Source organism: Wujia sp. (genome assembly GCF_056872695.1).
The window spans coordinates 17392-42543 of the sequence record NZ_DBMFCD010000004.1 but is presented as its reverse complement, the minus strand read 5'-3'; the positions used below and the strand labels follow the sequence as shown (position 1 = coordinate 42543).

Annotated in this window: 25 protein-coding genes and 1 pseudogene; 18 read left to right on the top strand and 8 right to left on the bottom strand. The window is 45.0% G+C overall.

The genetic code is table 11. The features are described 5' to 3' along the window. Nucleotides 1-233: 233 nt before the first annotated feature. The 4 genes from ACZQK9_RS05340 to ACZQK9_RS05325 all read left to right on the top strand — a co-directional run bounded on the left by ACZQK9_RS05340 (nt 234) and on the right by ACZQK9_RS05325 (nt 5262). On the top strand, nt 234-491 hold the full coding sequence (locus ACZQK9_RS05340; protein ID WP_021986373.1) for an HPr family phosphocarrier protein: 258 nt from the start codon (nt 234-236) through the stop codon (nt 489-491). 45 nt (nt 492-536) lie between these two features. After that, complete coding sequence (ptsP, locus tag ACZQK9_RS05335) at nt 537-2159, top strand: phosphoenolpyruvate--protein phosphotransferase (protein ID WP_483269984.1); 1623 nt, start codon at nt 537-539, stop codon at nt 2157-2159. Nucleotides 2160-2401: 242 nt separating this feature from the next. Continuing rightward, complete coding sequence (murI, locus tag ACZQK9_RS05330; RefSeq protein WP_483269885.1) at nt 2402-3211, top strand: glutamate racemase; 810 nt, start codon at nt 2402-2404, stop codon at nt 3209-3211. A 221-nt stretch (nt 3212-3432) separates the two neighbouring features. Then, entirely contained in the window at nt 3433-5262 is a 1830-nt protein-coding gene (locus ACZQK9_RS05325; RefSeq protein ID WP_483269884.1) for an ABC-F family ATP-binding cassette domain-containing protein, read from the top strand. 16 nt (nt 5263-5278) lie between these two features. Here the strand turns inward: ACZQK9_RS05325 and ACZQK9_RS05320 are convergent, their stop codons facing one another. Both ACZQK9_RS05320 and ACZQK9_RS05315 read right to left on the bottom strand, forming a co-directional pair. Further along, nucleotides 5279-6067, bottom strand: coding sequence for an AraC family transcriptional regulator (locus ACZQK9_RS05320; protein ID WP_178017917.1), 789 nt, complete (start codon nt 6065-6067; stop codon nt 5279-5281). Between the two features lie 353 nt (nt 6068-6420). Continuing rightward, nucleotides 6421-6954 carry a TetR/AcrR family transcriptional regulator gene (locus ACZQK9_RS05315; RefSeq protein ID WP_178017918.1) on the bottom strand — a complete coding sequence of 178 codons (534 nt, stop codon included), beginning with the start codon at nt 6952-6954 and terminating at the stop codon, nt 6421-6423. Nucleotides 6955-7159: 205 nt separating this feature from the next. On the opposite strand from ACZQK9_RS05315, the gene ACZQK9_RS05310 reads away from it, so the two are divergent. The 13 genes from ACZQK9_RS05310 (at nt 7160) to trpA (ending at nt 20073) form a co-directional block, all read left to right on the top strand. Further along, nucleotides 7160-7795 carry an endonuclease III domain-containing protein gene (locus ACZQK9_RS05310; protein ID WP_177981769.1) on the top strand — a complete coding sequence of 212 codons (636 nt, stop codon included), beginning with the start codon at nt 7160-7162 and terminating at the stop codon, nt 7793-7795. A 50-nt stretch (nt 7796-7845) separates the two neighbouring features. Then, entirely contained in the window at nt 7846-8769 is a 924-nt protein-coding gene (locus tag ACZQK9_RS05305; protein ID WP_216506128.1) for an alpha/beta fold hydrolase, read from the top strand. Nucleotides 8770-8786: 17 nt separating this feature from the next. After that, complete coding sequence (locus tag ACZQK9_RS05300) at nt 8787-9509, top strand: hypothetical protein (RefSeq protein WP_483269883.1); 723 nt, start codon at nt 8787-8789, stop codon at nt 9507-9509. Further along, nucleotides 9496-11058: a glycerol kinase GlpK gene (gene glpK, locus ACZQK9_RS05295; RefSeq protein ID WP_483269882.1), complete on the top strand. Its 1563-nt coding sequence runs from the start codon at nt 9496-9498 to the stop codon at nt 11056-11058. The genes ACZQK9_RS05300 and glpK overlap by 14 nt, the downstream gene beginning before the upstream one ends. A gap of 6 nt (nt 11059-11064) precedes the next feature. Continuing rightward, nucleotides 11065-11289 (top strand): hypothetical protein, encoded by a 225-nt coding sequence (locus tag ACZQK9_RS05290; protein WP_483269881.1) that lies wholly within the window; start codon nt 11065-11067, stop codon nt 11287-11289. A 27-nt stretch (nt 11290-11316) separates the two neighbouring features. Beyond that, entirely contained in the window at nt 11317-12879 is a 1563-nt protein-coding gene (locus ACZQK9_RS05285) for a methyl-accepting chemotaxis protein (protein ID WP_483269880.1), read from the top strand. Nucleotides 12880-13293: 414 nt separating this feature from the next. Continuing rightward, nucleotides 13294-14769 (top strand): anthranilate synthase component I, encoded by a 1476-nt coding sequence (gene trpE, locus ACZQK9_RS05280; RefSeq protein ID WP_483269983.1) that lies wholly within the window; start codon nt 13294-13296, stop codon nt 14767-14769. Between the two features lie 16 nt (nt 14770-14785). Beyond that, the gene (locus tag ACZQK9_RS05275; RefSeq protein WP_483269879.1) at nt 14786-15355 is read left to right on the top strand and encodes an anthranilate synthase component II; all 570 of its coding nucleotides are present in this window, start codon (nt 14786-14788) and stop codon (nt 15353-15355) included. A 180-nt stretch (nt 15356-15535) separates the two neighbouring features. Then, nucleotides 15536-16549 carry an anthranilate phosphoribosyltransferase gene (trpD, locus tag ACZQK9_RS05270; RefSeq protein WP_483269878.1) on the top strand — a complete coding sequence of 338 codons (1014 nt, stop codon included), beginning with the start codon at nt 15536-15538 and terminating at the stop codon, nt 16547-16549. Between the two features lie 12 nt (nt 16550-16561). Next, complete coding sequence (gene trpC, locus ACZQK9_RS05265) at nt 16562-17362, top strand: indole-3-glycerol phosphate synthase TrpC (protein WP_483269877.1); 801 nt, start codon at nt 16562-16564, stop codon at nt 17360-17362. A gap of 68 nt (nt 17363-17430) precedes the next feature. Next, nucleotides 17431-18078, top strand: a complete 648-nt coding sequence (locus ACZQK9_RS05260; protein ID WP_483269876.1) for a phosphoribosylanthranilate isomerase — start codon at nt 17431-17433, stop codon at nt 18076-18078. 41 nt (nt 18079-18119) lie between these two features. Continuing rightward, nucleotides 18120-19304, top strand: a complete 1185-nt coding sequence (gene trpB, locus ACZQK9_RS05255) for a tryptophan synthase subunit beta (protein WP_021986356.1) — start codon at nt 18120-18122, stop codon at nt 19302-19304. Further along, the gene (gene trpA, locus ACZQK9_RS05250; RefSeq protein WP_483269875.1) at nt 19297-20073 is read left to right on the top strand and encodes a tryptophan synthase subunit alpha; all 777 of its coding nucleotides are present in this window, start codon (nt 19297-19299) and stop codon (nt 20071-20073) included. Before trpB ends, trpA begins: the two co-directional genes overlap by 8 nt. 312 nt (nt 20074-20385) lie before the next feature. On the opposite strand, the gene ACZQK9_RS05245 is transcribed toward trpA, so the two are convergent. The 6 genes and pseudogenes from ACZQK9_RS05245 to ACZQK9_RS05220 all read right to left on the bottom strand — a co-directional run bounded on the left by ACZQK9_RS05245 (nt 20386) and on the right by ACZQK9_RS05220 (nt 23389). Next, complete coding sequence (locus tag ACZQK9_RS05245; RefSeq protein ID WP_483269874.1) at nt 20386-20769, bottom strand: hypothetical protein; 384 nt, start codon at nt 20767-20769, stop codon at nt 20386-20388. A gap of 21 nt (nt 20770-20790) precedes the next feature. Further along, nucleotides 20791-20931 (bottom strand): annotated as a pseudogene (locus ACZQK9_RS05240) (helix-turn-helix transcriptional regulator); the annotation flags it as partial. A gap of 267 nt (nt 20932-21198) precedes the next feature. Continuing rightward, nucleotides 21199-21834, bottom strand: a complete 636-nt coding sequence (locus ACZQK9_RS05235; protein WP_253292104.1) for a GNAT family N-acetyltransferase — start codon at nt 21832-21834, stop codon at nt 21199-21201. Nucleotides 21835-21921: 87 nt separating this feature from the next. After that, nucleotides 21922-22347 carry an RNHCP domain-containing protein gene (locus ACZQK9_RS05230; RefSeq protein ID WP_177981757.1) on the bottom strand — a complete coding sequence of 142 codons (426 nt, stop codon included), beginning with the start codon at nt 22345-22347 and terminating at the stop codon, nt 21922-21924. Further along, entirely contained in the window at nt 22340-22642 is a 303-nt protein-coding gene (locus ACZQK9_RS05225; RefSeq protein ID WP_177981756.1) for a CD3324 family protein, read from the bottom strand. The genes ACZQK9_RS05230 and ACZQK9_RS05225 overlap by 8 nt, the downstream gene beginning before the upstream one ends. A gap of 273 nt (nt 22643-22915) precedes the next feature. After that, on the bottom strand, nt 22916-23389 hold the full coding sequence (locus ACZQK9_RS05220) for a GNAT family N-acetyltransferase (protein ID WP_008402207.1): 474 nt from the start codon (nt 23387-23389) through the stop codon (nt 22916-22918). Nucleotides 23390-23788: 399 nt separating this feature from the next. Here ACZQK9_RS05220 and fucO point away from each other — a divergent pair, with 399 nt between their 5' ends. Beyond that, the gene (gene fucO / locus ACZQK9_RS05215; protein ID WP_117781615.1) at nt 23789-24934 is read left to right on the top strand and encodes a lactaldehyde reductase; all 1146 of its coding nucleotides are present in this window, start codon (nt 23789-23791) and stop codon (nt 24932-24934) included. Nucleotides 24935-25152: the final 218 nt, after the last annotated feature.

Genomic DNA, 25152 nt, shown 5'->3' with positions numbered 1-25152 from the left:
TAGGATTGTGGAATCAAATATTGTAGATAGAGTTGCGTGTCACTACACAATTCTAAAGCAGACCATTGGAACACGCCGGCACTTAATGAACGGCAAACGTGTTTGTCGTGAATTTAGTGTCCGCTGCGTGTGGAAGTGAGCGAGAGCGTGTCTGCGTAGAATGTGTAGTGTACGCAACTCAGAAAGAAAACATAGATGTTGGAATAACTATAAAAGAAAAGGAGAATAAAATTATGAGAGAGTTTAGTTATGTAATCACAGATGCACAGGGAATCCACGCAAGACCGGCCGGACAGCTTGTAAAGCTTGCAGCCGCATATCCATGCAAGGTAACAATCGCAAAGGACGGAAGAAGCGTTGATGCAAAGCGTATCATGGGTGTCATGAGCCTTGGTGCTAAGCAGGGACAGGAAGTGATCCTGCAGGCAGACGGTGAGCAGGAGGATGAGGCAATCGCAGCACTCTCCGCATTCATGAACGAGAACCTGTAATTGATGTACGAAGAAAGGGAAGGTCTTATACAGCCGGGTGAGAGTATGCAGGAATTAAAAGGAAAAAGTGTATTTGGCGGAATTGCAATCGGTCGGATCTCCGTATATAACAAGGATGAAAGTACTGTCAAACGTGTAAAGATCGAGGACACTGCCGCAGAAGTAAAACGATTCGAAGAGGCAAAGGAAACTGCGAAGGAACAGTTACAGGCACTGTACGAGAAAGCACTGGTGGAAGTCGGAGAAGTCAATGCGATGATATTCGACGTACACCAGATGATGTTGGATGATCTTGATTATGTGGAAGCAATCACACATATGATCGAGAATCAGGGAATCAATGCCGAGTATGCGGTTGCGGCGACAGGAGATAATTTTTCGAACATGTTCGCGGCGATGGACGATGATTATATGAAGGCGCGCGCCGCAGATGTGAAAGATATTTCCAACCGCGTTGTGAAGATTCTGCAGGGAAAGAAAGATAGTGTATTAGATGGTGATGAACCGGTGATTCTATTAGCAGACGATCTGGCGCCGAGTGAGACGGTACAGCTTGACAAGTCGAAGGTGCTTGCGTTTGTAACAAGACATGGTTCAACGAATTCCCATACAGCGATTCTGGCGCGGACGATGAATATTCCGGCACTGATCGGTGTGAAATTCGAGGAAAATGTCGACGGCAAATTCGCAATTGTCGATGGTTACAATGGCAGAGTCTATGTAGAGCCAACCGATGATGTTGTGAAAGAATACGAGAGTAAGAAGCAGGAAGCCGAAGAGAAGAAACGCTTGCTGCAGGAACTGAAGGGCAAGGAAAATATCACACTCGATGGAAAGAAAATCAAGCTGTATGCGAATATCGGCGGTGTTGCGGATGTGGCTGCTGCTCTGCAGAATGATGCAGAGGGCATCGGGCTTTTCCGAAGCGAGTTCCTGTATTTAGAGAGCAATACATTTCCAACAGAAGAAGAACAGTTTCAGGCATATAAAACAGTTGCGGAGAATATGGCAGGCAAGAAAGTCATTATCCGTACACTGGATATCGGTGCCGACAAACAGGTGGATTATTTCAATCTCGATAAAGAAGATAATCCGGCGATGGGCTATCGTGCAATCCGCATCTGCCTGACACAGCCGGAGATATTCAAGACACAGCTTCGCGCAATCTTCCGTGCAAGCTATTACGGAAATATCGGCATCATGTATCCGATGATTATTTCCGTATCAGAGGTGCAGCGGATTCATGCGATCGTTGACGAAGTGAAAGCAGAGTTAGATGCGCAGGGACTTCCGTACGGAGATGTCGAGCAGGGTATCATGATTGAGACGCCGGCCGCTGTGATGATGAGTGCAGAGCTTGCGAAAGAAGTTGATTTCTTCAGTATCGGAACGAACGATCTGACACAGTATACGCTTGCAATCGACCGTCAGAATCCGAAGCTGGATGATTTTTACGATTCCCATCATCCTGCAATCTTACGCATGATTCAGATGGTAATCGAAAATGGACATAAGGAAGGCTGCTGGGTCGGAATCTGCGGCGAGCTTGGTGCCGATACAACTCTCACAGAAACCTTCCTGAAGATGGGAATTGATGAGCTTTCGGTATCGCCATCCATGATATTCCCGGTAAGGGATAAGATCCGTAGCACGGATACAACCAAATAAAAAGCAATTGTACATTTTAGGGCAATCAACGTAAACGATATCTTTTGACTCAGAAGCTCATTGCCTGCAAATATTGATAAAATCGCAAGGTGTAAGGACTGATCCTTATATGCCTTGCGATTTTTCGTTTGTACAAGTGTAGGTATCTGTGGTAGAATGGGCGTGGCAATGTAAATGAATAAAGCGTGCGTAAACCATCACGCTTCGTGTGGCAACATTAAATATGACAAGAAGGTTATAACATGTCAGAAACAGACAGATTACAGGAAAAACAAAGACTCCCAATCGGATTTATGGATTCGGGGCTTGGCGGATTAAGCGTCCTGCGCGAAGCCATAAAATTGATGCCGAAGGAAGATTTTATATATTATGGAGATTCCCTGCATGCACCCTATGGTGTAAAGCCACAGGCAGAAATCCGGGATTTGACATTTGCAGTGGTGGAAAAACTGCTGGATATGGGAATCAAAGGATTGGCAGTTGCCTGCAACACAGCGACAAGTGCAGCTGTGCGGCTGTTGCGAAATACATATCCGGAGCTTCCAATCGTCGGAATCGAACCAGCCGTGAAACCGGCCGTGACCGAAAGCCATGGCGGAAGAATCCTGGTGATGGCAACTCCAATGACACTCAAACAGGAGAAATTCCAGAACCTCTTAGCAAAGTACCGGGAACAGGCAGACATCGTTCCCGTCCAATGCGATGGACTGATGGAATTTGTTGAGCATGGCAATCTGGACGGACAGGAACTAGACGACTATTTCGCGGAGAAGCTATCCCCTGTCCTGACCGACGACACAGAATCCATCGTTCTTGGCTGTACACATTACCCATTCCTGAAGAAAGAACTACGCCATTTCCTTGTCGACCGTGACATCCATCTGATCGATGGCAGCCTTGGAACCTCCCGCGAACTCATGCGCCGCCTCAAAGTACAAGGACTGCTGCGCACTGACGACCACAAAGGCAAGGTACAGATTATGAATTCATCCGGAAGGCAGGAACTAATAGACTTGAGTCTAAAGTTACTGAATTTGCCTGACTACGAATGAGATTATATAGGGATAAGGTCGTAGATATCCCATCAAAAATGTATATGGATTTGGACACGATTGCCAATTCTTAAGCAGACCGTTGAAGCACGCTGGTACTTAATGAACGGCAAACTTGTTTGTCGTGAATTTAGTACCACTGCGTGATGAACCGAGCGGAAGCGTGTCTGCGAAGAATGGCAATCGCGTCCAAATCTGGATAGATGATAGGAGCATTCAAAATGAACATCGTAACAGTAGATGAAATCACAAAAGCATATGGCGAGCGCAAACTTTTTGATAAAGCGTCCTTCTTTTTACAGGAAGGTGAAAAAGCAGGAATCATCGGAATCAATGGCACGGGCAAATCAACCCTTCTGAAGATCATTGCAGGCATAGAGAAACCGGATTCCGGAAACGTGATACTGGCAAATCATTATACAGTACAATATCTGCCACAGACACCGGAATTTGAACCGACAGATACCGTGCTGCAGGCAGTGGTGCGGGGACATGCCACAGAGGAAAACCACTGGACGGTCGAGAGCGAAGCCAAAACGATGATGACGAAGCTTGGCATTACGGATTTTGAAGAGACATGCGGACACTTATCCGGTGGACAGCGCAAACGTCTGGCACTCGTATCGGCATTACTAGCAAAAGCAGATATATTACTCTTGGATGAGCCGACAAACCATCTGGATAGCGAGATGTCAACCTGGTTAGAGGGCGAGCTGCGTGCATACAAAGGATCAATCATCATGGTAACCCATGACCGGTATTTTCTGGATAGTGTGGCGAACCGAATCATCGAAGTGGATAAAGGACAGATCTATTCGTACGCGACAAACTATTCCGGATTTCTGGAGGGAAAGACACTCCGTGAGGATATTCTGAATGCACAGGAACGGAAGAGACAGTCGATTCTCCGTGTAGAACTTGAATGGGTAAAGCGTGGCGCCAGAGCCAGATCAACAAAACAGAAGGCGAGACTGGAACGCTATGAGGAGATGAAAGGCAAATCCGCTCCGGTGAAAGACGCACAGGTGGAGATTGGCTCTGTTTCTTCACGGCTTGGACGGACGACCGTGGAGCTTAACCATATCGAAAAAAGCTTTGGCGGCCAGACAATCATCCATGACTTTACATATCATTTTCTAAAAGATGACCGGATTGGAATCGTCGGTCGTAATGGTTGCGGCAAAAGTACGCTACTTAAGATCATGCAGGGAATGTTAGAGCCGGACAGCGGAAGCGTTGTGATTGGTCCGACAGTGAAGATTGGATATTTTGCGCAGGAGATCCAGCTTGGTAAGGACATGGATCCGAACCAACGCGTAATCGATTATATCCGCGATGTGGCGGAATACGTAGAGACAGACGAGGGTAAGATTACTGCGGCAAGACTGTTGGAACGGTTTTTGTTCTGTGGTGAAGATCAGTATGGTCTGATCGGAAAATTATCGGGCGGTGAACGCAGGCGATTGTATCTGTGTAAGGTACTGATGTCGGCACCGAATGTTCTTATATTGGATGAACCGACGAATGACCTGGACATCACGACACTCACGATATTGGAAGATTATTTGGATTCGTTCCAGGGGATCGTTGTTGCAGTCAGCCATGACCGCTATTTCTTAGATCGTGTAGTACGCCGCATCTTCGCATTCCGCCCGGACGGAACACTCTGGCAGAGTGAGGGTGGGTATACCGATTATGAGACACGGGTTCTGTATGAACAGCAGGCAACAGAGAAGTCTGCGGGAATGAAAACAGAAGCCGCCGAACCGAGGGCAGGAAAGTCAGATAACTGGAAGGAGAAGCCGCGTACGAAGAAACTGAAGCTTTCCTATCAGGAACAGCGGGAATATGATACAATCGAAGATGATATCGCTGCGTTGGAGCAGAAAATTGAAGACAATAAATCTGCGATGGAAAAAAATGCCAGCAATTCCTCCGAACTGCAACGGCTCTTTGAAGAGCAGGGGCAGCTCGAACAGACGCTGGCAGAGAAGATGGACCGATGGATGTATCTGGAAGATCTGGTAAATCAGATTCAAAACCAGAATTAACAGGAATCCGGTTAGATTATTTACGATTTATTTCGTCAGAGTTATAATCCGGGGACTCGCAGTTTGTATGCAGATCCCGGTAACGCTTTGGCGTAAGCCCATACAACTCCTGGAAGGAACTCGTGAAATGACTCTGTGACGAGAAATTCAGGTATTCAGAAATCTCAGAGATTGAGTAATTCGAGTATTCCAACAGGTAAGCTGCACTTTTTAATCGTTCATGCTTGATGTAAGCGGAGATGGAAATATTCATTTCTTTCTTGAACAGGCGTGACAGGTAGGTTGGGTTCATATTCAGGTATTCTGCAATCGTTTCGAGCCGCAGTTCCTGTTGCAGATTGGCGTGAATATAATCTACACATTTTACAATCTGCTTGGAATAGATTCCTTTGCTGCGGTTTTCCTGCATGGCCTTGGTATAACTCATAATCATCTCTGTCTGCAGAGCATCGATTTCTTCAAGCTTTTTACATACGTCAACACGCTGAATAAAAATATCACTCATGCTATAGGCAACTTCTCGCGGAAGTCCGTATTGCGCGCAGAAACGGCTGACCATAGCTGCAAGAATGACATAGTGGTATTTTGCATTCTGGACAGGATCCGCAGAGAGAACTCCGTTGCGGTTATTTCCTTCGGAGTAACGCTTTTGATCTTCGTAGTCCTTGTGGCGCAGTTTTACCTCTTCCATATTGCCTTGGGCGATCGCTTTGTATATACCAAATTCCTTTTCATAATCTAAATGTCTGCTTTGTTCCTGCTGTTGCATGAACAATTGCATGTTCACTTCTTTATCAATATTCATGGTGTTCTCCTTTAATTTCTCTATTAATTCTATCAGTTTCACAAGTATATCATATCTTTGAAAAAAAAGACATATATTTGATAGATTTTTACAAAAAAAATCAGTATTATACAAGCATAGACTTCAAGAGATACATTTCTACAAATGATAACTCGTGTAGAGACGAATCGACAAAAGATGAAAGAAGTCTTATGAGATTGGTATAAAGCATGAGAGTGCTTTATATATATAGAATCCCCCCAAGATTCATATTAGTGTCACAAGACACACATTTCTCCTTCGCGTTATTTGATAACGCAGCTGGCGGTCAACTATCCCCAAGTTGGCCGCTTTTGCATTTCTAAGAATTCTATTTACTGACATTCCTTAGAGATTTCATCTGCAATTTTACTGATGATAGAGACAACACGATCTTGGTCGATGGTTGAATACTGTTCATAGGCATGATAGCAGCCTTGTACCAGAATGGTGATAAGAATATTGGCACGCAGATCAGTACGGTATTTTGGACATTTTTCATATAATGCATTTTTGAGGGATGCTTCCAGTCCCTCGGTAAGTGCACTGACACGGGAACCAGAAAAGACGACCCGGAAATTATGCCCCTGATTGATTGCTTTCTGAAATAACTGCTTAGTGACCTCGCCTGTATGAGTAAGAATATTTTCAGGATATGGAAGCTCATTTAACATTTCCTGAATCATGGATTGTTCAATACATTCTGATAAATCATACATATCCCGGTAGTGAAGGTAGAAGGTCTGTTTACTGATCTGGGCATGTTCTGTCAGTTCCTTGACGGTAATCTTCTCCAAAGGATATTTTTCCCGAAGCTTAATGAATGCCTGAAAAATATTTTGTCTTGTTTTTTGTATGCGTAAATCCATGTCTGATTCCTCCGGTTATATTTTATCAGTTGTTTGACAATATAGAAAGATATGTCAATTACTTTACTTGATTATAATATTATACAAAAGTAAAATTAGATACGTCAAGATATAAAAATCCGGGATAAAACGCATTAGAAAAAGGTTTTCATTTTGCATGAAATTTGATATGATAAAAAGGATAAAATAATGGAGAAACTATGCAATGACAAAGAAACAACGAGCCGCTATAATTATAGAACGTTTGCGGGAAGCGTACCCGGATGCTTCGTGTACACTCGAGTACGATGAGGCGTGGAAGCTGTTGGTCGAAGTAAGGCTGGCTGCGCAGTGTACAGATGCCAGAGTGAATGTAGTCGTGCAGGATTTGTATGCAAAATATCCGACAGTAGCAGCACTGGCACAAGCAAATCCTGAGGATGTGGAGGCGATCGTGCGCCCGTGCGGACTCGGAAGAAGCAAGGCGAAGGATATCTGCGCCTGCATGAAAGTATTGCATGAGAAATATCAGGATAATGTCCCGGATGATTTTGATGCACTGCTGGCACTTCCGGGGGTTGGAAGAAAGAGTGCAAACCTCATCATGGGAGATGTATTCGGTAAGCCGGCGATCGTGACAGACACACATTGTATCCGGTTAGTAAACCGGATGGGACTTGTGGATGGCGTGAAGGATCCGAAGAAAGTTGAGATGGCATTATGGAAGATCATACCACCGGAAGAAGGCAGCGATTTATGCCACCGGCTGGTATATCATGGCAGGGATGTATGCAGTGCCCGTACGAAGCCACATTGTGATGTGTGCTGTCTACAGGACATTTGCAAAAAATGTGGTGTTTAGAAGAAGACATCTTGAGTGGGAGAACACGCAACATAGACAGGAGGCTATAGATGGCAGTCAAGTATAGAGAGTTTAAATTTCATTCACATGCAGATAAGCTTGAAATCCATGCGATGACGGTTGCACCGGAAGGAAAGATCATTGGTGTGGTACAGATTCTGCATGGAATGTGTGAACACAAGGAACGGTATTATGATTTTATGAAATTTCTGGCAGAGAAAGGATATCTGTGTGTAATCCATGACCATCGTGGACATGGCAGCAGTATCGTGAGTGATGCAGATCTCGGGTACTTCTACGATGCCGGATACGATGGACTAATCGAAGATGCACATCAGGTGACAGAGCTGATTAAGGAGAGTGTCGGAGATGTGCCATATATTCTGCTAGGACACAGTATGGGTTCTCTCGTAGCCCGTTGTTATCTGAAACGGTATGACGATGAGATTGACAAGGCAGTGATCGTCGGAAGCCCATCGATGCGGCGTGGCATTTCCCCGGGACTGCGGTTATTGAAGATCCTGCGTGCCTGCAAGGGCAGACGGAAGCACTCAAAGCTTATGGATCACATTATGATGAATTCGAGCTATGAAAGACGGTTTAAGAAAGAAAAACTGCAGCATGCGTGGATCAATTCCGACCGCGATGCGGTAGAAAAATACAACAATGACCGGTATTGTAATTTTACGTTTACACTCGATGGGTATGAAAATCTGGTCTACCTTCTGCAGGAGACATATAGCAAGGATGGCTGGCAGATGAAGCATAAGGATCTGCCAATCAAATTTTTCTCCGGCAAGGATGATCCGTGTGCGCTCAGCCCAAGTGATTTCGGAAAGGCAATTCATTTTATGAAAGAGCTTGGATACACGGATGTCCGGGGCGCGATGTACAAGGGAATGCGTCACGAAATCCTGAATGAAAAAGGCAGAAAAAGGGTATATCAAGACATATATGATTTTATAAAAAATTAGACGGTAAGAGTGGAACTATGAAAGTCAGAATGGCAGTCGAACAACCGAATAAGGATGCATTTATCGAGCAGGTGATGCGCAAATATCATTTTTCCACAGAAGAAAAAGAAGCGTTGCAGCAGGTGTATGAGAAGATTCGCACTTACATGGCACCGTATGCAATCTATCGGATCAACACACGGATGCGGGGCGTTCCGCTTCTCGATGCGGAACAGTCGGCACTTGTAGCGATGACGCTTGGCGAAGGTGTGGACCGTCTGCAGGAATATTATGAGCGGGAGCATGCGTTATCGGAAAGCTATATGGTGGAGTGCGTGGCAAATGAACTGCTTCTGCAGATGTATGCGGATTTCAATCAGAGTTATCCGAAATTCCATCGCCGCTATGTGAAGCGTTATGTGTTTGTCGGAGAGGAAATTCCGCTCGATGGCATGCAGAAGCTGCTTGCAGAGGTATATGGCAGACAGCCGGCAGATATCGGACAGGAAAATGATATCACGGCAAATGAATATGGCGTGTTACAGCCATCGAAAAGTGTGGTCTTTTTTGCACTGTTATCCGACAATCCGGAGCAGAGGTGTCAGGGGATTTGTATGAACTGCGGAAATACGGAATGTGAAAACCGTATGCAGGAAGCGCGGCAGATACAGGTGCGGACAGAACCGCAGGAGATGGCAGCAACCATGGAGCCGGAGCAGAAGTTAAATTACGGATATCAGAGAATTTTTGGACAAAAGTGAGGAACAGGTATTGGAGAGACAGGAGAAACGCTATATTATGGCGCTTGACGCCGGTACAACGAGCAACCGCTGTATCTTATTCGATAAGAGTGGTACGATCGTGAGTATGGCGCAGAAAGAATTTACACAGATATTTCCGAGGCCTGGCTGGGTAGAGCATGACGCAAATGAGATCTGGTCGACGCAGCTTGGTGTGGCGGTGGAAGCAATGTCTAAGATCAATGTGACGGCGGAGGATATCGCGGCAATCGGAATTACAAACCAGCGTGAGACAACGATTATCTGGGATAAGAAGACCGGACAGCCAATCTGCAATGCGATTGTCTGGCAGTGCCGGAGAACCGCAGAATATTGTGAGAAATTGCTTGGTCAGACGATGATGGATGCAGAAGGAAATGTGCTTCCGATTAAGGATGCGATCCAACAAAAAACAGGTTTGATCGTAGATCCGTATTTCTCCGCGACAAAGGTAAAATGGGTGTTAGACCACGTGCCGCAGGCAAGAAAACGGGCAGAAGCCGGAGAGCTGTTATTTGGAACAGTTGAGACATGGCTTATCTGGAAGCTCACCGGAGGTGCGGTACATGTGACGGATTATTCCAATGCGTCACGAACGATGATGTTCAACATCCATACGCTTCAGTGGGATGCCGATATCTTAAAGCTGCTTGATATTCCGGAATGCATGCTGCCAAAGGTGCGTTCGAACAGCGAGGTTTATGGTTATACATGTACGAATCTGTTAGGTGGCGAGATTCCGATTGCGGGTGCCGCGGGCGATCAGCAGGCAGCGCTGTTTGGACAGAATTGTTTTCAGGCAGGCGACGCGAAGAATACATATGGAACCGGATGTTTCCTTCTGATGAATACCGGTGAGACACCGATCCTTTCTAAGCACGGGCTTGTAACGACGATCGGCTGGGGCAGAGAAGGAAAGATCAATTATGCACTCGAAGGTTCGATCTTCGTTGCAGGCGCAGCGATACAGTGGCTACGTGATGAGATGGAATTTATCCGGGATGCGGCACAGAGTGAGGAACTTGCCACGCAGGTAGATGATACGGCAGGGTGTTATGTTGTTCCGGCATTTACTGGACTTGGTGCCCCATATTGGGATAGTTACGCGCGTGGCACGATCGTGGGATTGACACGCGGTGTGAATAAAAAACATATCGTGCGGGCAACGCTTGATTCCATTGCTTATCAGGTGGCGGATGTGCTTATGGCGATGAATCAGGATTCCGGGATTCACCTGCAATCGCTGAATGTGGATGGCGGTGCAAGTGCGAATAACTATCTGATGCAGACGCAGGCAGATATCATACAGGTTCCGGTCAGGCGTCCGGTATGTGTGGAGTCGACAGCGCTCGGAGCGGCATATCTGGCGGGACTGGCTGTCTCGTACTGGAAGGATATGGACGAGATCCGAAGTAACGCACAGACCGAGCGGATATTTGAACCACAGATAACAGAAGAAGAGAAGAATGAGCGTGTGCGCGGCTGGGAAAAAGCCGTGCGGACATCATTTGACTGGGCTAAAGGAGAGTAGACAGACATGAATCCAATGAATTTTATGAAAGCAAAAGGGCTGTTATCACAGTTTACGATGAATCATCCGAAGCTTCCTGCTTTTTTCAAGGCGGCATCGTCGCAGATTGGTGAAGGTTCAATCATCGAGATCAGTGTGACAACGGCAGAAGGGAAGAATCTCTGTACGAACATGAAGGTGAGACCGGAAGATATGCAGCTTGTTGAAGAGTTGAAGAATCTTTCAAAGTAAAAACAAACGATAGGAGGAACGCGCGATATGGAAGAAAACATAAAAGAAGCAATGGCTGCGGCACACGATAATATGCAGGAGAAGATGCAGGAAAAGGTCGCAGAGGTAAAAAACACGCTGGATAGTCTGGAGGGAACGAGCCGGGCAAACCGGTTCACAGTAACCGGTTATACGATTTACAATGCAGTTTTGCTGGTGTGCTATCTTGTGGAGGTAATCAAGGGCAGCCGGACAGGCGGATATTTTGCAATCTTCGCAGCCCTTTCCATTCTGCCGCTCGCAGCAATCTGGATCGAATATAAGCGGAACCCGGAAAGTGAGAATTTGAAGTGGATTTTGATTTGTTCATACGCGGTATTTTACACCTTTACGATATTTACAACCGTATCTCCGGTTGCGTTTGTGTATGGCGCACTCGTTAGTTTGTTCGTCATTGTATATGGACAGAAACGATTGAGCTTTGGCGCAGCGGGAGGAATCTTCCTCCTTAACCTGATTCATGTGATTTATATGGCAGCAAATGGCATGATTACGTCGCAGGATCTTCCGAATGTCGAGATCCGGATTGGTTTTACATTGCTGTTCGCGTTGTTTATGGTGATGGCGACAAATGTTATTATCTCGAACAATGAAGCGAAGATGAAGGCTATCACACAGGAGAAGGAGTCTGTATCGGCAATGTTAGAGCAGATTCTGGAAATCTCTGAGAATATGATCGGAGATATTCTGGCAGTTTCGGAGAAGATGACAACGCTGGAGGATTCGGTTACAAAGACAAAGGCTTCTATGGAAGAAGTAACAAATGGTACAAATGATACCGCGGATTCGGTACAGTCCCAGCTCCTTAAGACGGAGGAAATCCAGCAGGTAATCGAGCGTGTGGAGCATGTATCCGATACGATCGAGAGCGACATGGATGAGGCGAGCGAGGAGGTTGCACAGGGTAAGCATAAGATTGACGAACTGATCTCACAGGTGGAGACAAGCGATGAGGCGAGCAAGAAGGTGGCAACGGAGCTCGATAAGCTGACAGCGTATGCGAGCCAGATGCAGGGAATTGTGGATATCATCGGGAACATCACCGATCAGACAAGTCTTCTTTCCTTGAATGCAAGTATCGAGGCGGCAAGAGTCGGTGAAGCGGGTAAGGGCTTTGCAGTCGTTGCATCTGAGATTTCTGCTCTTGCAGACCAGACCCAGGAAGCGACGGTCAACATCGCCGAACTGATTGGAAATATTTCAGAGGAGCTGACAGAGGTTGTGAATGTTGTCAGCTACCTGATTGATAACAATAAATTGCAGAGCATCGCAGCGACTGAGACTGCGTCCAGCTTCGAGACGATTGCAAGCCGGACACAGGATATCCATCAGTTGACAGAGGAGCTGACCGGACTGGTGTCTTCTCTGGCACAGTCGAATGAGGCAATCGTGGATAGTATCCAGACAATCTCGGCAGCAACCGAGGAAGTGACGGCACATTCGAGCGTAACACTTGAGAGCAGCGAGGAAAACAGCTCGATTGTTGTAGAGGTTGGTGATATCGTCGGAGAATTGCAGGCACTTGCAGAACGTCTGAGTGCATTAAGCTAACATGGTTTTTACAAAGGAAAAATAACTGAAAAAAGGCTATTGACATTTTTTCTGAAGTAGAGTAGTATGAGCCTATCAAAAATGAATAGTGACACGAAACCAATGATGTGGAGATAACGTTACATCGTGCACGTACAGAGAATCCGGGAGGCTGAGAACCGGGTCGGACGCAGGGTAGCAAATGGACCACGGAGGGCATAGTCAAAGGAGCATCCGCTCTGAGTATTCTATGACGTTCGCATACGTTAGTTGCAGGGAATATGATAGTATTCTGAAAGAGCATGGGAGGAAACTCTCATGAAACAAGGTGGCACCGCGGGAATTCCGTCCTTGACAAAAGTATATTTTGTCAAGGACTTTTTTATTGCAATGAATAAATTATTGGAACCATGTCACGAAGAAAGGAGTTTGGAGATGATCAGACCAACATTAGAAGAAGCGATGCAGTATCGGAAGGATTATAAGGTTGTTCCGGTGTTAAAGGAAATCTATTCCGATATCCGCACACCGATGCAGGTGCTGAAGATACTGAAAAAGGCAAGCAGACATTGCTATATGTTAGAGAGTGTGGAGAACCAGGAGAACTGGGGACGCTATACATTTCTTGGTTATAAGCCAAAGCTTTGCGTGACATGCATGAACGGAAAGCTGAAAGTCACCGATGTGAACGAAACGGTAATCCGCGAGGAACTGGTACAGCATCCGGAAGCCTGTATCAATGAAATCCTTGCAGATTACAAGAGTCCGAAGATTGAGGGATTCCCGACATTCACCGGCGGACTGGTTGGGTATTTTGCATATGATTACATCAAATACAGTGAACCGAAGCTGAATCTGGATGCGGAAGATGAGGAAGGGTTTAACGATGTAGATCTGATGCTGTTCGATAAGGTGATTGCATTTGACAGTGTGAAGCAGAAGCTGCTCATCATCGCGAATGCGAAGACGGATAACCTGACGGAGAATTATATTCATGCGGTGGAAGAAATATCCGAGATCATTGAGCTGATCAAACATGGCGAGGAAGCAGAGGTAGAACCGGCGAAGATGACATCCGAATACCGGAAGCTGTTCGATCAGGAAGACTTCTGCAACATGGTGGAAAAAGCAAAGAATTACATCTACGAAGGTGATATCTTCCAGGTTGTATTATCGAACCGGCTGGAAGCGGATTTCTCCGGAAGCCTGCTGAATACTTACCGGGTACTTCGGACGATCAACCCATCACCGTATATGTTCTATTTCAGCGGCGACGATATCGAGGTAGCGGGTGCTTCCCCGGAGACCTTGGTGAAGCTGGAAAATGGTGTGTTACATACCTTCCCATTGGCGGGAACCAGACCGAGAGGAAAAACGAAGGAAGAAGATCTTCGAAACGAAGAGGAACTTTTAGCAGACGAGAAAGAGCGTTCCGAACACAACATGCTTGTTGATCTCGGAAGAAATGATATCGGCAAGATCAGCAGGTTCGGAAGCGTGGAAGTGGAGAAATACATGAGCATCGAGCGGTATTCGCATGTGATGCATATCGGTTCTACGGTACGCGGGGAACTGCGTGACGACTGCTCCGTGACAGATGCGGTCGATGCGATCCTTCCGGCAGGAACCTTGTCCGGCGCACCGAAGATTCGTGCCTGTGAGATAATCAACGAACTCGAGAATAACAAACGCGGCATCTACGGTGGAGCAATCGGTTATATTGATTTTACCGGAAACTTAGATACCTGTATTGCGATCCGGATTGCATATAAGAAGAACGGAAAGGTATTCGTACGAAGCGGAGCCGGAATCGTGGCAGACAGTGTACCGGAGAACGAATATCAAGAATGTATCAACAAGGCAAAGGCTGTGATGAAAGCAATCGAGATCTCACAGGAAATGACAGACTAAGAAAGGAGATGGCAGCATGATATTACTGATTGATAATTACGATAGTTTCTCTTACAACTTGTATCAGCTTATCGGAATGATCCGGCCGGACATCAAGGTTATAAGAAACGATGAGATGACGATCGCGGAGATTGAAGCATTGGCACCGGATCACATCATCGTATCACCGGGACCGGGCAGACCGAAGGATGCCGGAATTTGTGAGGAAGTCATTGATTACTTCAAAGGGAAGATTCCAATCTTCGGAGTGTGTCTGGGACATCAGGCAATCTGCGAGACATTCGGCGGCGAAATCGGATATGCGAAGAAGCTGATGCACGGAAAGATGTCTATCGTTGATCTCGACACCGACAGTGCCATCTTCAAAGGGATGGAGCCAAAATTACAGGCAGCCAGATATCATTCCCTTGCCGTAGAGGAAGACAAGCTTCCGGCGGAGCTGAAGGTAATCGCACGTGCGGAGGATGGCGAGATCATGGCAGTGGAGCACCGGGACTACCAGGTATACGGCGTACAGTTCCACCCGGAGTCAATACTTACACCGGATGGAAGGAAAATTATGGAGCGGTTTTTGAAGGTAAGTTAGAAGGAATTACATTATGCCAAGACTATGATTAATGATTCTACAGCAGACCGTTGAAGCACGCTGGCACTTAATGAGTGCGGAGCACGAATTTAGTACCGCTGCGTGCTGAATCGAGCGAGAGCGCGTCTGCAGAGAATTATTAAGCATAGACTTGGCAAATGAGATGAGGAGGACAAAGCGATGATAAAAGAAGCGATCAGCAAAGCAATGAATAAAGAGAATCTGACAAGAGAGGAAGCCCTTCAGGTTATGAAGGAAATCATGAGCGGTGAGGCAGAACAGTCACAGGTTGCAGCATTTTTGGTAGCCCTGCATATGAAGGGAGAGACAGCCGAGGAGATTTCCGCCTGTGCCGAAGGTATGCGCAGCTTCGCAACGAAGGTCGACCGTGGCGATATGGATGTGATCGATATCGTTGGAACCGGTGGAGACCGCTCGAATACATTTAACATCTCAACAACGGCTGCAATCGTAACTGCAGCGGCAGGTGTGGCAGTTGCCAAGCACGGAAACCGAGCCGCTTCGAGCAAATGCGGAACCGCCGATTGTCTCGAGACACTCGGTGTTAATCTGATGCTCGAGCCGGAGAAGAATGCGAAGGTGCTGAAGGATACAAACCTGTGTTTCCTGTTCGCACAGAAATATCATCCGGCGATGCGCTATGTCGGTCCGGTAAGAAAGGCAATCGGTGTTCCGACCGTGTTTAATATTCTGGGACCTCTGACAAACCCTGCTTATAACACATACCAGCTGCTCGGCGTGTATAGCGAGGAACTGCTTGACACGGTTGCGAATGCATTGAAGGATCTTGGCTTAAAACATGCGATGGTTGTCTATGGCAAGGACTGCTTAGATGAGATCTCCATGAGTGCGGATACTGAGGTTTGCGAACTTGCTGATGGTAAGGTCACGAAGTACACGATCACACCGGAGCAGTTCGGATTCACACGATGCAGAAAAGAAGATTTGGTTGGCGGTACACCGGAGGAAAATGCAGCACTTGTGAAGGAAATCCTCGAAGGAAAGGTAACAGGTGCGAAGCTTGACGCCGTGCTGATCAATGCGGGTGCAGCCATCCATGTTGCGAAAAATATGAGCATCGAGGAAGGTATCAAAGAGGCGCGTGAGATGATTACAAGTGGCAAGGCACTTGCGACTATGGAACAGTTTATCGCTGAAACAAATGCAGCATAAGGGAGTTAGAGCATGATATTAGATGAGATTGCAGAAAAGACACGGGCACGTGTGGAAGAAGATAAGAAGAACATACCGTTTGTGGATATGCGGAATGAAGCAGAGCGGCTGGCAGCGGAATTATCGAAGGAAAACTGTCCGAAGTTATTTCCATTCTATCAGGCTCTGAAGAGTTCGGGAATCTCATTTATCTGTGAGGTGAAGAAGGCGTCTCCGTCGAAGGGTGTGATTGCAGAGGAATTCCCGTATCTGGAGATCGCGAAGGAATATGAGATAGCCGGCGCATCCGCAATTTCGTGCCTGACGGAACCGTATTATTTTCAGGGAAAGGATTTGTACCTGAAAGAAATCACCAAGCATGTAAAGATTCCGGTATTGAGAAAAGATTTTACGGTTGATCCGTATATGATTTATCAGGCACGGACGCTTGGCGCATCGGCAATCCTGCTGATTTGTTCACTGCTTTCCCAGTCGGAGTTGGAAGAGTATCAGGCGATTGCAACGGAGCTTGGTATGTCGGCGTTAGTCGAGGCACACGATGAGCGGGAAGTGGAAATGGCACTTCGTGCTGAGGCATCCATCATCGGTGTGAACAACCGGGATCTGAAGACATTTACGGTGGATATCAACAATTCCGCAAGGTATCGGAAGATGGTGCCAAAGGAAGTCGCATTTGTCTCAGAGAGCGGAATCAAGACGGCAGAGGATATTGCGAAGCTTCTGGAAAATGGCACGGATGCGGTGCTGATCGGCGAGACGCTGATGCGCAGTGCGAACAAGAAGCAGGCATTAGATGAACTGCGGGGAATGTAAGCACGTGTCATGGGATCGAATTGGTGTGCAAAGCAGGATAAGGATGAATAGGCTGGAAGGAAAGTAAAATGCAGAAGATAAAATTATGCGGTATGATGAAGCCGTGCGATATCGAATATGCAAATCGGGTCAAACCGGATTTTGTCGGATTCATATTTGCGAATACGAGACGGAAGATCAGTGCCGCGCAGGCAAAGCAATTCCGGGAAGCATTGGATGCGGAGATTCCGGCAGTCGGTGTGTTCGTGAATGAAGATATTTCCGCGATCACATCGCTCGTGCAGAATGGATGTATCGACATGATCCAGCTGCATGGTGAGGAAGATGCGGATTATATCAGACGCCTGCGAGAGATATGTGATGTGCCGGTTATAAAGGCGGTTAAGGTGCAGACGGTCGAACAGATACGACAGGCGGCGGCACTTCCTGTTGATTACCTGCTGTTAGATACCTACCGCAAGGGTGTACTTGGCGGAACCGGAGAGGCGTTTGACTGGGAACTGCTGCGGGAGGCCAGGGCAGCAGCCGGAGATACCGCAGAAGGAGAGTTGTTCGGAAAGCCGTATTTCTTAGCAGGCGGACTTCACGCGGGGAACCTGCGGGAGGCAGCAGAACTTGGAAGCTACGGACTGGATATAAGCTCCGGAATCGAGACGGACGGAAGCAAGGACTTTACCAAGATGGTCGAAGTTATGGAACTGGTGAGAAAATTTTAGATGTGAAGGAAGTATAGTCATATTTCTAAGGAGGATAAGACATGTCGAAAGGAAGATTTGGAATTCATGGCGGTCAGTATGTGCCGGAAACAATCATGAACGCCGTCAATGAATTGGAAGCAACCTATAATAAATACAAGGATGATCCGGAATTTAACCGTGAGCTGACCGAGCTGTATAATGAGTACGCAGGCAGACCGAGCAGACTGTATTATGCAGAGCGTATGAGCAAGGACTTAGGTGGAGCTAAGATCTACCTGAAACGTGAGGACCTAAACCACACCGGTTCCCACAAGATCAACAATGTACTTGGGCAGATGCTTCTGGCAAAGCGCATGGGTAAGACGCGTGTAATCGCAGAGACAGGTGCCGGTCAGCATGGTGTTGCAACGGCAACGGTTGCAGCGATGATGGGTATGGAGTGCGAGATCTTCATGGGTAAAGAAGATACGATCCGTCAGGCATTAAATGTATACCGGATGCGTCTGCTTGGTGCGAAGGTGCACGCAGTTGAAAGCGGAACCGGTACTCTGAAAGATGCGGTCTCCGAGACATTCCGTGAATGGACTAGCCGGATTGACGATACGCATTATGTGCTTGGTTCGGTTATGGGACCATATCCATTTCCAACAATCGTGCGTGATTTCCAGTCGGTAATCAGCCGCGAGATCAAGCAGCAGATCATGGAGAAGGAAGGCAGACTTCCGGATGCCGTGCTTGCCTGTGTCGGTGGTGGTTCCAATGCGATTGGTGCATTCTATCATTTTATTGAGGATAAGAGCGTGCGTCTGATCGGTTGTGAGGCAGCCGGACGCGGCATAGATACATTCGAGACAGCAGCGACCTTAAATACCGGACGTTTGGGAATCTTCCATGGTATGAAATCTTATTTCTGTCAGGATGAATACGGACAGATCGCACCGGTTTATTCGATCTCCGCAGGTCTTGACTATCCGGGTATCGGACCGGAGCATGCATACCTGCATGATATCGGCAGAGCCGAATATGTGGCAATCACGGACGATGAGGCGGTTGATGCATTTGAATATCTTTCGAAAATCGAGGGAATTATCCCAGCCATTGAGAGTGCACATGCGGTTGCTTACGCAATGAAGCTGGCACCACAGATGGACAAGGATCAGATTATGGTTATCAATATTTCCGGACGCGGCGATAAGGACGTAGCAGCGATCGCCCGTTACAGAGGGGAGGATCTTCATGAGTAATATAGCAAAAGCATTTGAGCATGGAAAAGCGTTTATTCCGTTTATCACGTGTGGATACCCGGACTTAGAAACGACAGAGAAAATCGTGTATGCAATGGTTGATGCAGGGGCAGACCTGATCGAGCTTGGAATCCCATTTTCAGACCCGACGGCAGAAGGCCCGGTTATTCAGGAGGCAAATATCCGTGCGTTGACCGGCGTGGATAAGGTGACGACAGACAAGGTGTTTGATCTGGTGCGCAGGCTACGCCAGAAGGTCACGATTCCGATGGTATTTATGACTTACGCGAATGTTGTATTCTCTTATGGTTCAGAGAGATTTATCTCGATCTGTAAGGAAATCGGCATCGATGGACTGATCCTGCCGGATATTCCGTACGAAGAAAAGGCGGAGTTTGATCCGATCTGCAAGCAGTACGGATTAGATCTCGTATCCCTGATTGCGCCGACTTCACACGAGCGGATCAGCATGATCGCGAAGGAAGCAAACGGATTCGTCTATTGTGTTTCTTCGCTCGGTGTAACCGGAACAAGAACCGAGATTACAACAAATGTTGGCGAGATGGTAGCGCTTGTGAAGAAAGCGAAGGACATTCCCTGCGCAATTGGATTCGGAATCTCAACGCCGGAGCAGGCAAAGAAGATGGCGGCATCCGCGGACGGCGTAATCGTTGGAAGTGCGATTGTGAAGATCATCGCGAAATACGGACGCGAGGCTGCACAGCCGGTGTTTGAGTATGTAAAGAGCATGAAGGATGCGATCTCGTAGAGGGGATTATTGATGCATTTCGGAGGAATTATTGATAGTTTCAGGGATGGCTGATACATTTGGAAGAATTATTGATTTGGGTGTGAATCCCGAAATTGAATCGTAAAAACCCACAAGATGGGCGTAATCTGCTAAATGAAGAGGATTGCGCCCATTTTTGCATGTTGAAAATGAATTCATGAGCAAGATATGGGCGTAAGGAGGAGAAATCCGGATGCTACGGCCATGTGGTGGGTTTTCAGACGAAAATGTGGTTGAAAAAGCCCAGGTTCTGTGAAATTGCTCAAACTGAAAATAAGCAGTCAAACACTATTAGTTCAAAAAGACATGCATCAGAAACCCGATTAATACACAAACAGCAAATGTTATCAGTCCACTGCCTATAACTAAAAGAATCTTCTGATATGGACGTTTACCTATTTCTCTCTGTTTTTGTATATCATCCAGTAGTTGCCCCTCAGAAAATGCAACAATTTCTTTATACGTTTGAACATCATTGTCTTTTTTTATTTTTTCAAGCATAAAAGCGAAATACATTGAGATTCCCCAGATAATACCCCAAGGAATGAGTGCCCAAACACCAAGTAACATGAATAACGGAACCGCTGAAACAGCAGTAGCAATCAACAGTATAGTGTAGATTTTTCCATAGCGGTTCATTTTTTCAATTTCTTCTTTTTGAATTACATCTTTCATAACTTCAATATCTCCTTTGATTAAATTGTCAAGAGAAATTTGAAAGGTTTCACTCAGTAATACCAAACTGTTCACATCTGGATAGCTTTTATCATTTTCCCAATTTGATATTGTTTGCCTGGAAACATAAACTCGTTCGGCTAACTCCTCTTGAGATAATTGTACTTCCTGACGATGTTTTTAAATTTGTTTTCCGAGTTCCATCTCTTCACCTCCTAGCATACTCATACTAATCAAAAAGTTATATTTTCGCTATCAAAGAGCTTTGACATCAAGGTTTTCAGCGTGTCAAAAGTCTTTTACATTTCGTGAAATTCCCAATAATCATATGTTATCAATCTCTCTGCTAAACTGGAATTTGCGCATTTCTATGAGCGAAATGCGAATGGGCACCGCATCGGTAACTCCCGATTTTTTAACTGTAACAAACTATCGTAATACATTCGATCTTGAATAAATGTAAAACAGCTCTTGTGTATATTTATAGCCTTCTTCCATCTGCTCAAAAGAACTATCAAATTCGTCAAAGCCACTCTCATCCATCTCATGTGCAGGGCTTTCAACATATTTCCACATTTTTCCATCAAGAGCATCCTCATCAAGAACTTTTACCATAAGAGCAACCGGGTATACATCTTCGTCTATGCATACATTATATCGCTTGCAATTTTTAAATCCATAGCAAGCATAATTTTCTGGATTTCCCCAAATCGCTATCGTGTCAAAGCCCAGCTTTCTTGCTGCCTCCAGTGAATGTTCAAGAAGCTTTCTTCCATAGCCCTTCCTTTGATAGTCTGGCTGAATTGTAAATGGTCCAAAAGATAAGATTTCTTTTTCTGTCCCATCCATAGCAACAAGCTTTGCCTTCACATAAATAATATGACCAATTATTTTCCCATCCTCTTCTAATACAAAATCTAATTCTGGAATGAAATCTTCACTATTTCGAACCAAATGAGCAAAATAATGTTCATTGCATCCCGGTACAGATAAGTTCCAAAATGTCTTCTTTATCATTTCCTCTACGACTCTATAATCATCTGTTTTTTCATTTCTTATAATCATTTCACTTTCTCTCCTTATACGGCAATTTTCTCCAAACTCAAAAAGGCATCCGTTAACCAAATGACAGATGCCCATGTTTTAATTTAACTACTTAAGATATCCCTCTCCACCCATTAGCATTGTCATTTCCTCAATCCTTTCAAGCGGAAATGGTGGATTACCAATAGGTTTCATTGCAATTGACATTAGCTTCATTGGATTATCATCTGCCGCAATTCTGTTAGAACTTAAAGCTCCGCACATCTTGCATCGGTGAATAATCGCCCATTCACCCTTATTTTTTACCCATACTGATACTGGTTCCATATGACCACCGCAATCGGACTCTCGGTCTCCCGGTTCAATATCAACATGTAAACTATACAGACAATTCGGGCAATGATTTCTATGGTCACTTCCTGCCCCTTCTGGAACTACAGTTCTTCCACAATTTTTACAAACAAATGTTTCGTTGCAAGGATGCGTTTTATAATATCCCTTTTCGTATTGCTTGCGCTTGTTTTCTCTATTCATTGTTGGATCCTCCATCTTGATTTTTTGAGGATTCATATTCACGTATTATTCCTTGAATTCTTTTTTCTGAAAGAAAAAACATTTTGCCAAGTTCTGCGATAGTTTCACCCGAATTGAATCTACTTACTATCTCCTTGTTTCGCTTTGCAAGCCTGTTTTTAGCACCGTTCTTTTCACCCCAGCCCATTGCTTTCTCACTCCTGCGCGGGATATATAAAACTTTGCCATCAACATATTTTTGAATTTCTCTAATCAAGTCTTCTGGCAAGACTTCATCTGCATTAACATAGCTCATATGCGTCCTCCTAATTGTCACCTTAGGATGCAATGGCTATAGCATTTAATTTTTTTTGCAATAGCCACTGCTATCGCACAATTACCTTATAATTCTTCATAAAACACTCTTTGAACCTTTCTGGTTGTATTTTGTTCAGAATACCATACGCAAACTATAACAACAACCTCTAATTCGTTTTAAATCGAAATCAATCCCTCAATATAGCACGTTAGTAAAAATCAAATTCATGCATGCTTTCAGACTCTCTACAAGCCTGGAATTTGCAAGTGTCTATAATTTACAAATCATAATATATTCTTCATCATTTTCATCAATAATTTCAAATCCTATCTTCCTATACATACGGACAGCATAATTCATCTTTTGAACTGATAATGATGCTTGTTTATATCCTTCTAATTTTAGTTTTGTTAGCATCTGTTTCATTAATTCTGTTCCGATACCATAGTTTCTATACTCCTTAAGAAGTGAAATTGCAAAAGACGGTGTTTCATTATCTATATGACCATAATCATTCATAATCCGAACCCATACGGCACCAACAATTTTATCCCCAACTTGAGCAACCAAACATAAGTCTCCCTTATTCTTACCAAAGTCTTTTACATATACTTGCAAATCTGGTTGGTTAATAATATCTTTGGGCGGTGCAGAAACTCCTTCGGGAATAAAAATCGCCTCGTACAAAAAAGTATCTAATACCTTATTTCCATCTTGTTTTAATTCTCTTATTGAATAATTCATATAAACCTCCGATTTATTTTTATTTATAAATCAGTTGTCATTCCACACATAATGATTCCTCCGTTAAATTCAAATTTTTCATTTCCCATTGTACCATGCACAATTCCCACATTCCACTTATATTTTCTCGAAGATTCTTAAAAAAGGTGGGTTGCCATACATAGCGATCCACTCATAACCTTTAGAAAGGGAAACACATGTATATCTGCTTGTTAATACTCGAATATATATAGGATTTTGTAGGGTTTCCTGTGGTATTTCGAACATTCTTAGGTTTGCTATAATTTGTTAAATATGTTACAATTATTCTTGTGATTAAGCAATTTGTTATACAAATTTCACATAATATATGAATTTTGTATACGAGCAGGAATTGAGTGATTGAAAGGAGAATGAATTATGGCAGTGAATCGTTTTGTATTGAATGGAATTTCTTATCATGGACATGGCGCGATTAATGAGATTCCGGGTATTGTGAAGTCAAAGGGATTTAAGAAGGCGTTTGTAGCGTCTGATCCGGATCTGGTGAAGTTTGGTGTGACAGCGAAGGTGACCGATCTGCTGAAGGAAAATGGCATAGAATATGAGTTATATTCTGATATCAAGCCGAATCCAACCATTGAGAATGTATTGCATGGTGTCGATGCGTATAAGGCTTCGGAAGCTGATTTTATGATCACCATTGGCGGTGGTTCGTCCATGGATACAGGAAAAGCAATCGGTATTATTATCAACAATCCGGAATTCGCAGATGTTCGTTCTCTGGAGGGCGTTGCACCGACGAAGAAGCGGACGGTATTTACGATTGCGGTACCTACAACCGGTGGTACGGGTGCAGAGTCCACGATCAATTACGTAATTACGGATGTAGAGAAGAAGCGTAAGTTTGTATGTGTGGATCCGAACGATATTCCGGATGTTGCAGTGGTAGACCCGGATATGATGGCATCGATGCCGAAGGGACTGACTGCATCAACCGGAATGGATGCACTTACACATGCAATTGAAGGTTATACAACCGCAGGCGCATGGGAGCTGTCAGATTGTCTGGATTTAGAGGCAATCAAACTGATTGCAGCGAACCTGAGAAAAGCCGTAGAGAACGATCCGGACGGACGTGAGGGCATGGCACTTGCGCAGTATGTAACAGCGATGGCATATTCGAATGTAGGACTTGGAATCGCACATTCCATGGCACATACACTTGGTGCGGTATATGATACACCACATGGTGTAGCCTGTGCGATGATGCTTCCAATCGTCATGGAGTTCAACAAAGAATATACAGGAGAAAAGTACAAATCCATAGCAGAAGCATTTGGAATTGATACGACAGGCATGGATCAGGCAACTTACAGACAGGCTGCAATCGATGCGGTTCAGCAGTTGTCTATCGATGTTGGAATTCCGACAAAGCTGGAGAAGCTGAAGGAAGAAGATCTTCCGTTCTTGTGTGAATCTGCTGCAGCGGATGCGTGTGCACCGGGCAACCCTAGACCGGCAAGCTTAGAGCAGTTCGAGGAAATGTTCCGTAAGCTGATGTAAGTAGTTGTGGGATGAGTGCAAATTAAAACATAGCTGCAATGAAACGATAAAAATAAATTTCTAAATCATAAGAGGAGTCTTCATCTTGTTGATGGTATTTATCACAAGATGTTGACTCCTTTGTTTTATTCAGTCAACAATCATAATTTTTGATAGTTTTTGTCAGGTATATACAAAAGTATTCCTTTTTCTATAAGTCTATGATAGAATCAGTTAGA

What these genes read in the sequence shown, in the direction of transcription:
- ACZQK9_RS05340 (WP_021986373.1), top strand. Translation starts at nt 234, where the DNA reads ATGAGAGAGTTTAGTTATGTAATCACAGATGCACAGGGAATCCACGCA.
- ptsP (WP_483269984.1), top strand. Translation starts at nt 537, where the DNA reads ATGCAGGAATTAAAAGGAAAAAGTGTATTTGGCGGAATTGCAATCGGT.
- murI (WP_483269885.1), top strand. Translation starts at nt 2,402, where the DNA reads ATGTCAGAAACAGACAGATTACAGGAAAAACAAAGACTCCCAATCGGA.
- ACZQK9_RS05325 (WP_483269884.1), top strand. Translation starts at nt 3,433, where the DNA reads ATGAACATCGTAACAGTAGATGAAATCACAAAAGCATATGGCGAGCGC.
- ACZQK9_RS05320 (WP_178017917.1), bottom strand. Translation starts at nt 6,067, where the DNA reads ATGAATATTGATAAAGAAGTGAACATGCAATTGTTCATGCAACAGCAG.
- ACZQK9_RS05315 (WP_178017918.1), bottom strand. Translation starts at nt 6,954, where the DNA reads ATGGATTTACGCATACAAAAAACAAGACAAAATATTTTTCAGGCATTC.
- ACZQK9_RS05310 (WP_177981769.1), top strand. Translation starts at nt 7,160, where the DNA reads ATGACAAAGAAACAACGAGCCGCTATAATTATAGAACGTTTGCGGGAA.
- ACZQK9_RS05305 (WP_216506128.1), top strand. Translation starts at nt 7,846, where the DNA reads ATGGCAGTCAAGTATAGAGAGTTTAAATTTCATTCACATGCAGATAAG.
- ACZQK9_RS05300 (WP_483269883.1), top strand. Translation starts at nt 8,787, where the DNA reads ATGAAAGTCAGAATGGCAGTCGAACAACCGAATAAGGATGCATTTATC.
- ACZQK9_RS05290 (WP_483269881.1), top strand. Translation starts at nt 11,065, where the DNA reads ATGAATCCAATGAATTTTATGAAAGCAAAAGGGCTGTTATCACAGTTT.
- ACZQK9_RS05285 (WP_483269880.1), top strand. Translation starts at nt 11,317, where the DNA reads ATGGAAGAAAACATAAAAGAAGCAATGGCTGCGGCACACGATAATATG.
- trpE (WP_483269983.1), top strand. Translation starts at nt 13,294, where the DNA reads ATGATCAGACCAACATTAGAAGAAGCGATGCAGTATCGGAAGGATTAT.
- ACZQK9_RS05275 (WP_483269879.1), top strand. Translation starts at nt 14,786, where the DNA reads ATGATATTACTGATTGATAATTACGATAGTTTCTCTTACAACTTGTAT.
- trpD (WP_483269878.1), top strand. Translation starts at nt 15,536, where the DNA reads ATGATAAAAGAAGCGATCAGCAAAGCAATGAATAAAGAGAATCTGACA.
- trpC (WP_483269877.1), top strand. Translation starts at nt 16,562, where the DNA reads ATGATATTAGATGAGATTGCAGAAAAGACACGGGCACGTGTGGAAGAA.
- ACZQK9_RS05260 (WP_483269876.1), top strand. Translation starts at nt 17,431, where the DNA reads ATGCAGAAGATAAAATTATGCGGTATGATGAAGCCGTGCGATATCGAA.
- trpB (WP_021986356.1), top strand. Translation starts at nt 18,120, where the DNA reads ATGTCGAAAGGAAGATTTGGAATTCATGGCGGTCAGTATGTGCCGGAA.
- trpA (WP_483269875.1), top strand. Translation starts at nt 19,297, where the DNA reads ATGAGTAATATAGCAAAAGCATTTGAGCATGGAAAAGCGTTTATTCCG.
- ACZQK9_RS05245 (WP_483269874.1), bottom strand. Translation starts at nt 20,769, where the DNA reads ATGAAAGATGTAATTCAAAAAGAAGAAATTGAAAAAATGAACCGCTAT.
- ACZQK9_RS05235 (WP_253292104.1), bottom strand. Translation starts at nt 21,834, where the DNA reads ATGATTATAAGAAATGAAAAAACAGATGATTATAGAGTCGTAGAGGAA.
- ACZQK9_RS05230 (WP_177981757.1), bottom strand. Translation starts at nt 22,347, where the DNA reads ATGAATAGAGAAAACAAGCGCAAGCAATACGAAAAGGGATATTATAAA.
- ACZQK9_RS05225 (WP_177981756.1), bottom strand. Translation starts at nt 22,642, where the DNA reads ATGAGCTATGTTAATGCAGATGAAGTCTTGCCAGAAGACTTGATTAGA.
- ACZQK9_RS05220 (WP_008402207.1), bottom strand. Translation starts at nt 23,389, where the DNA reads ATGAATTATTCAATAAGAGAATTAAAACAAGATGGAAATAAGGTATTA.
- fucO (WP_117781615.1), top strand. Translation starts at nt 23,789, where the DNA reads ATGGCAGTGAATCGTTTTGTATTGAATGGAATTTCTTATCATGGACAT.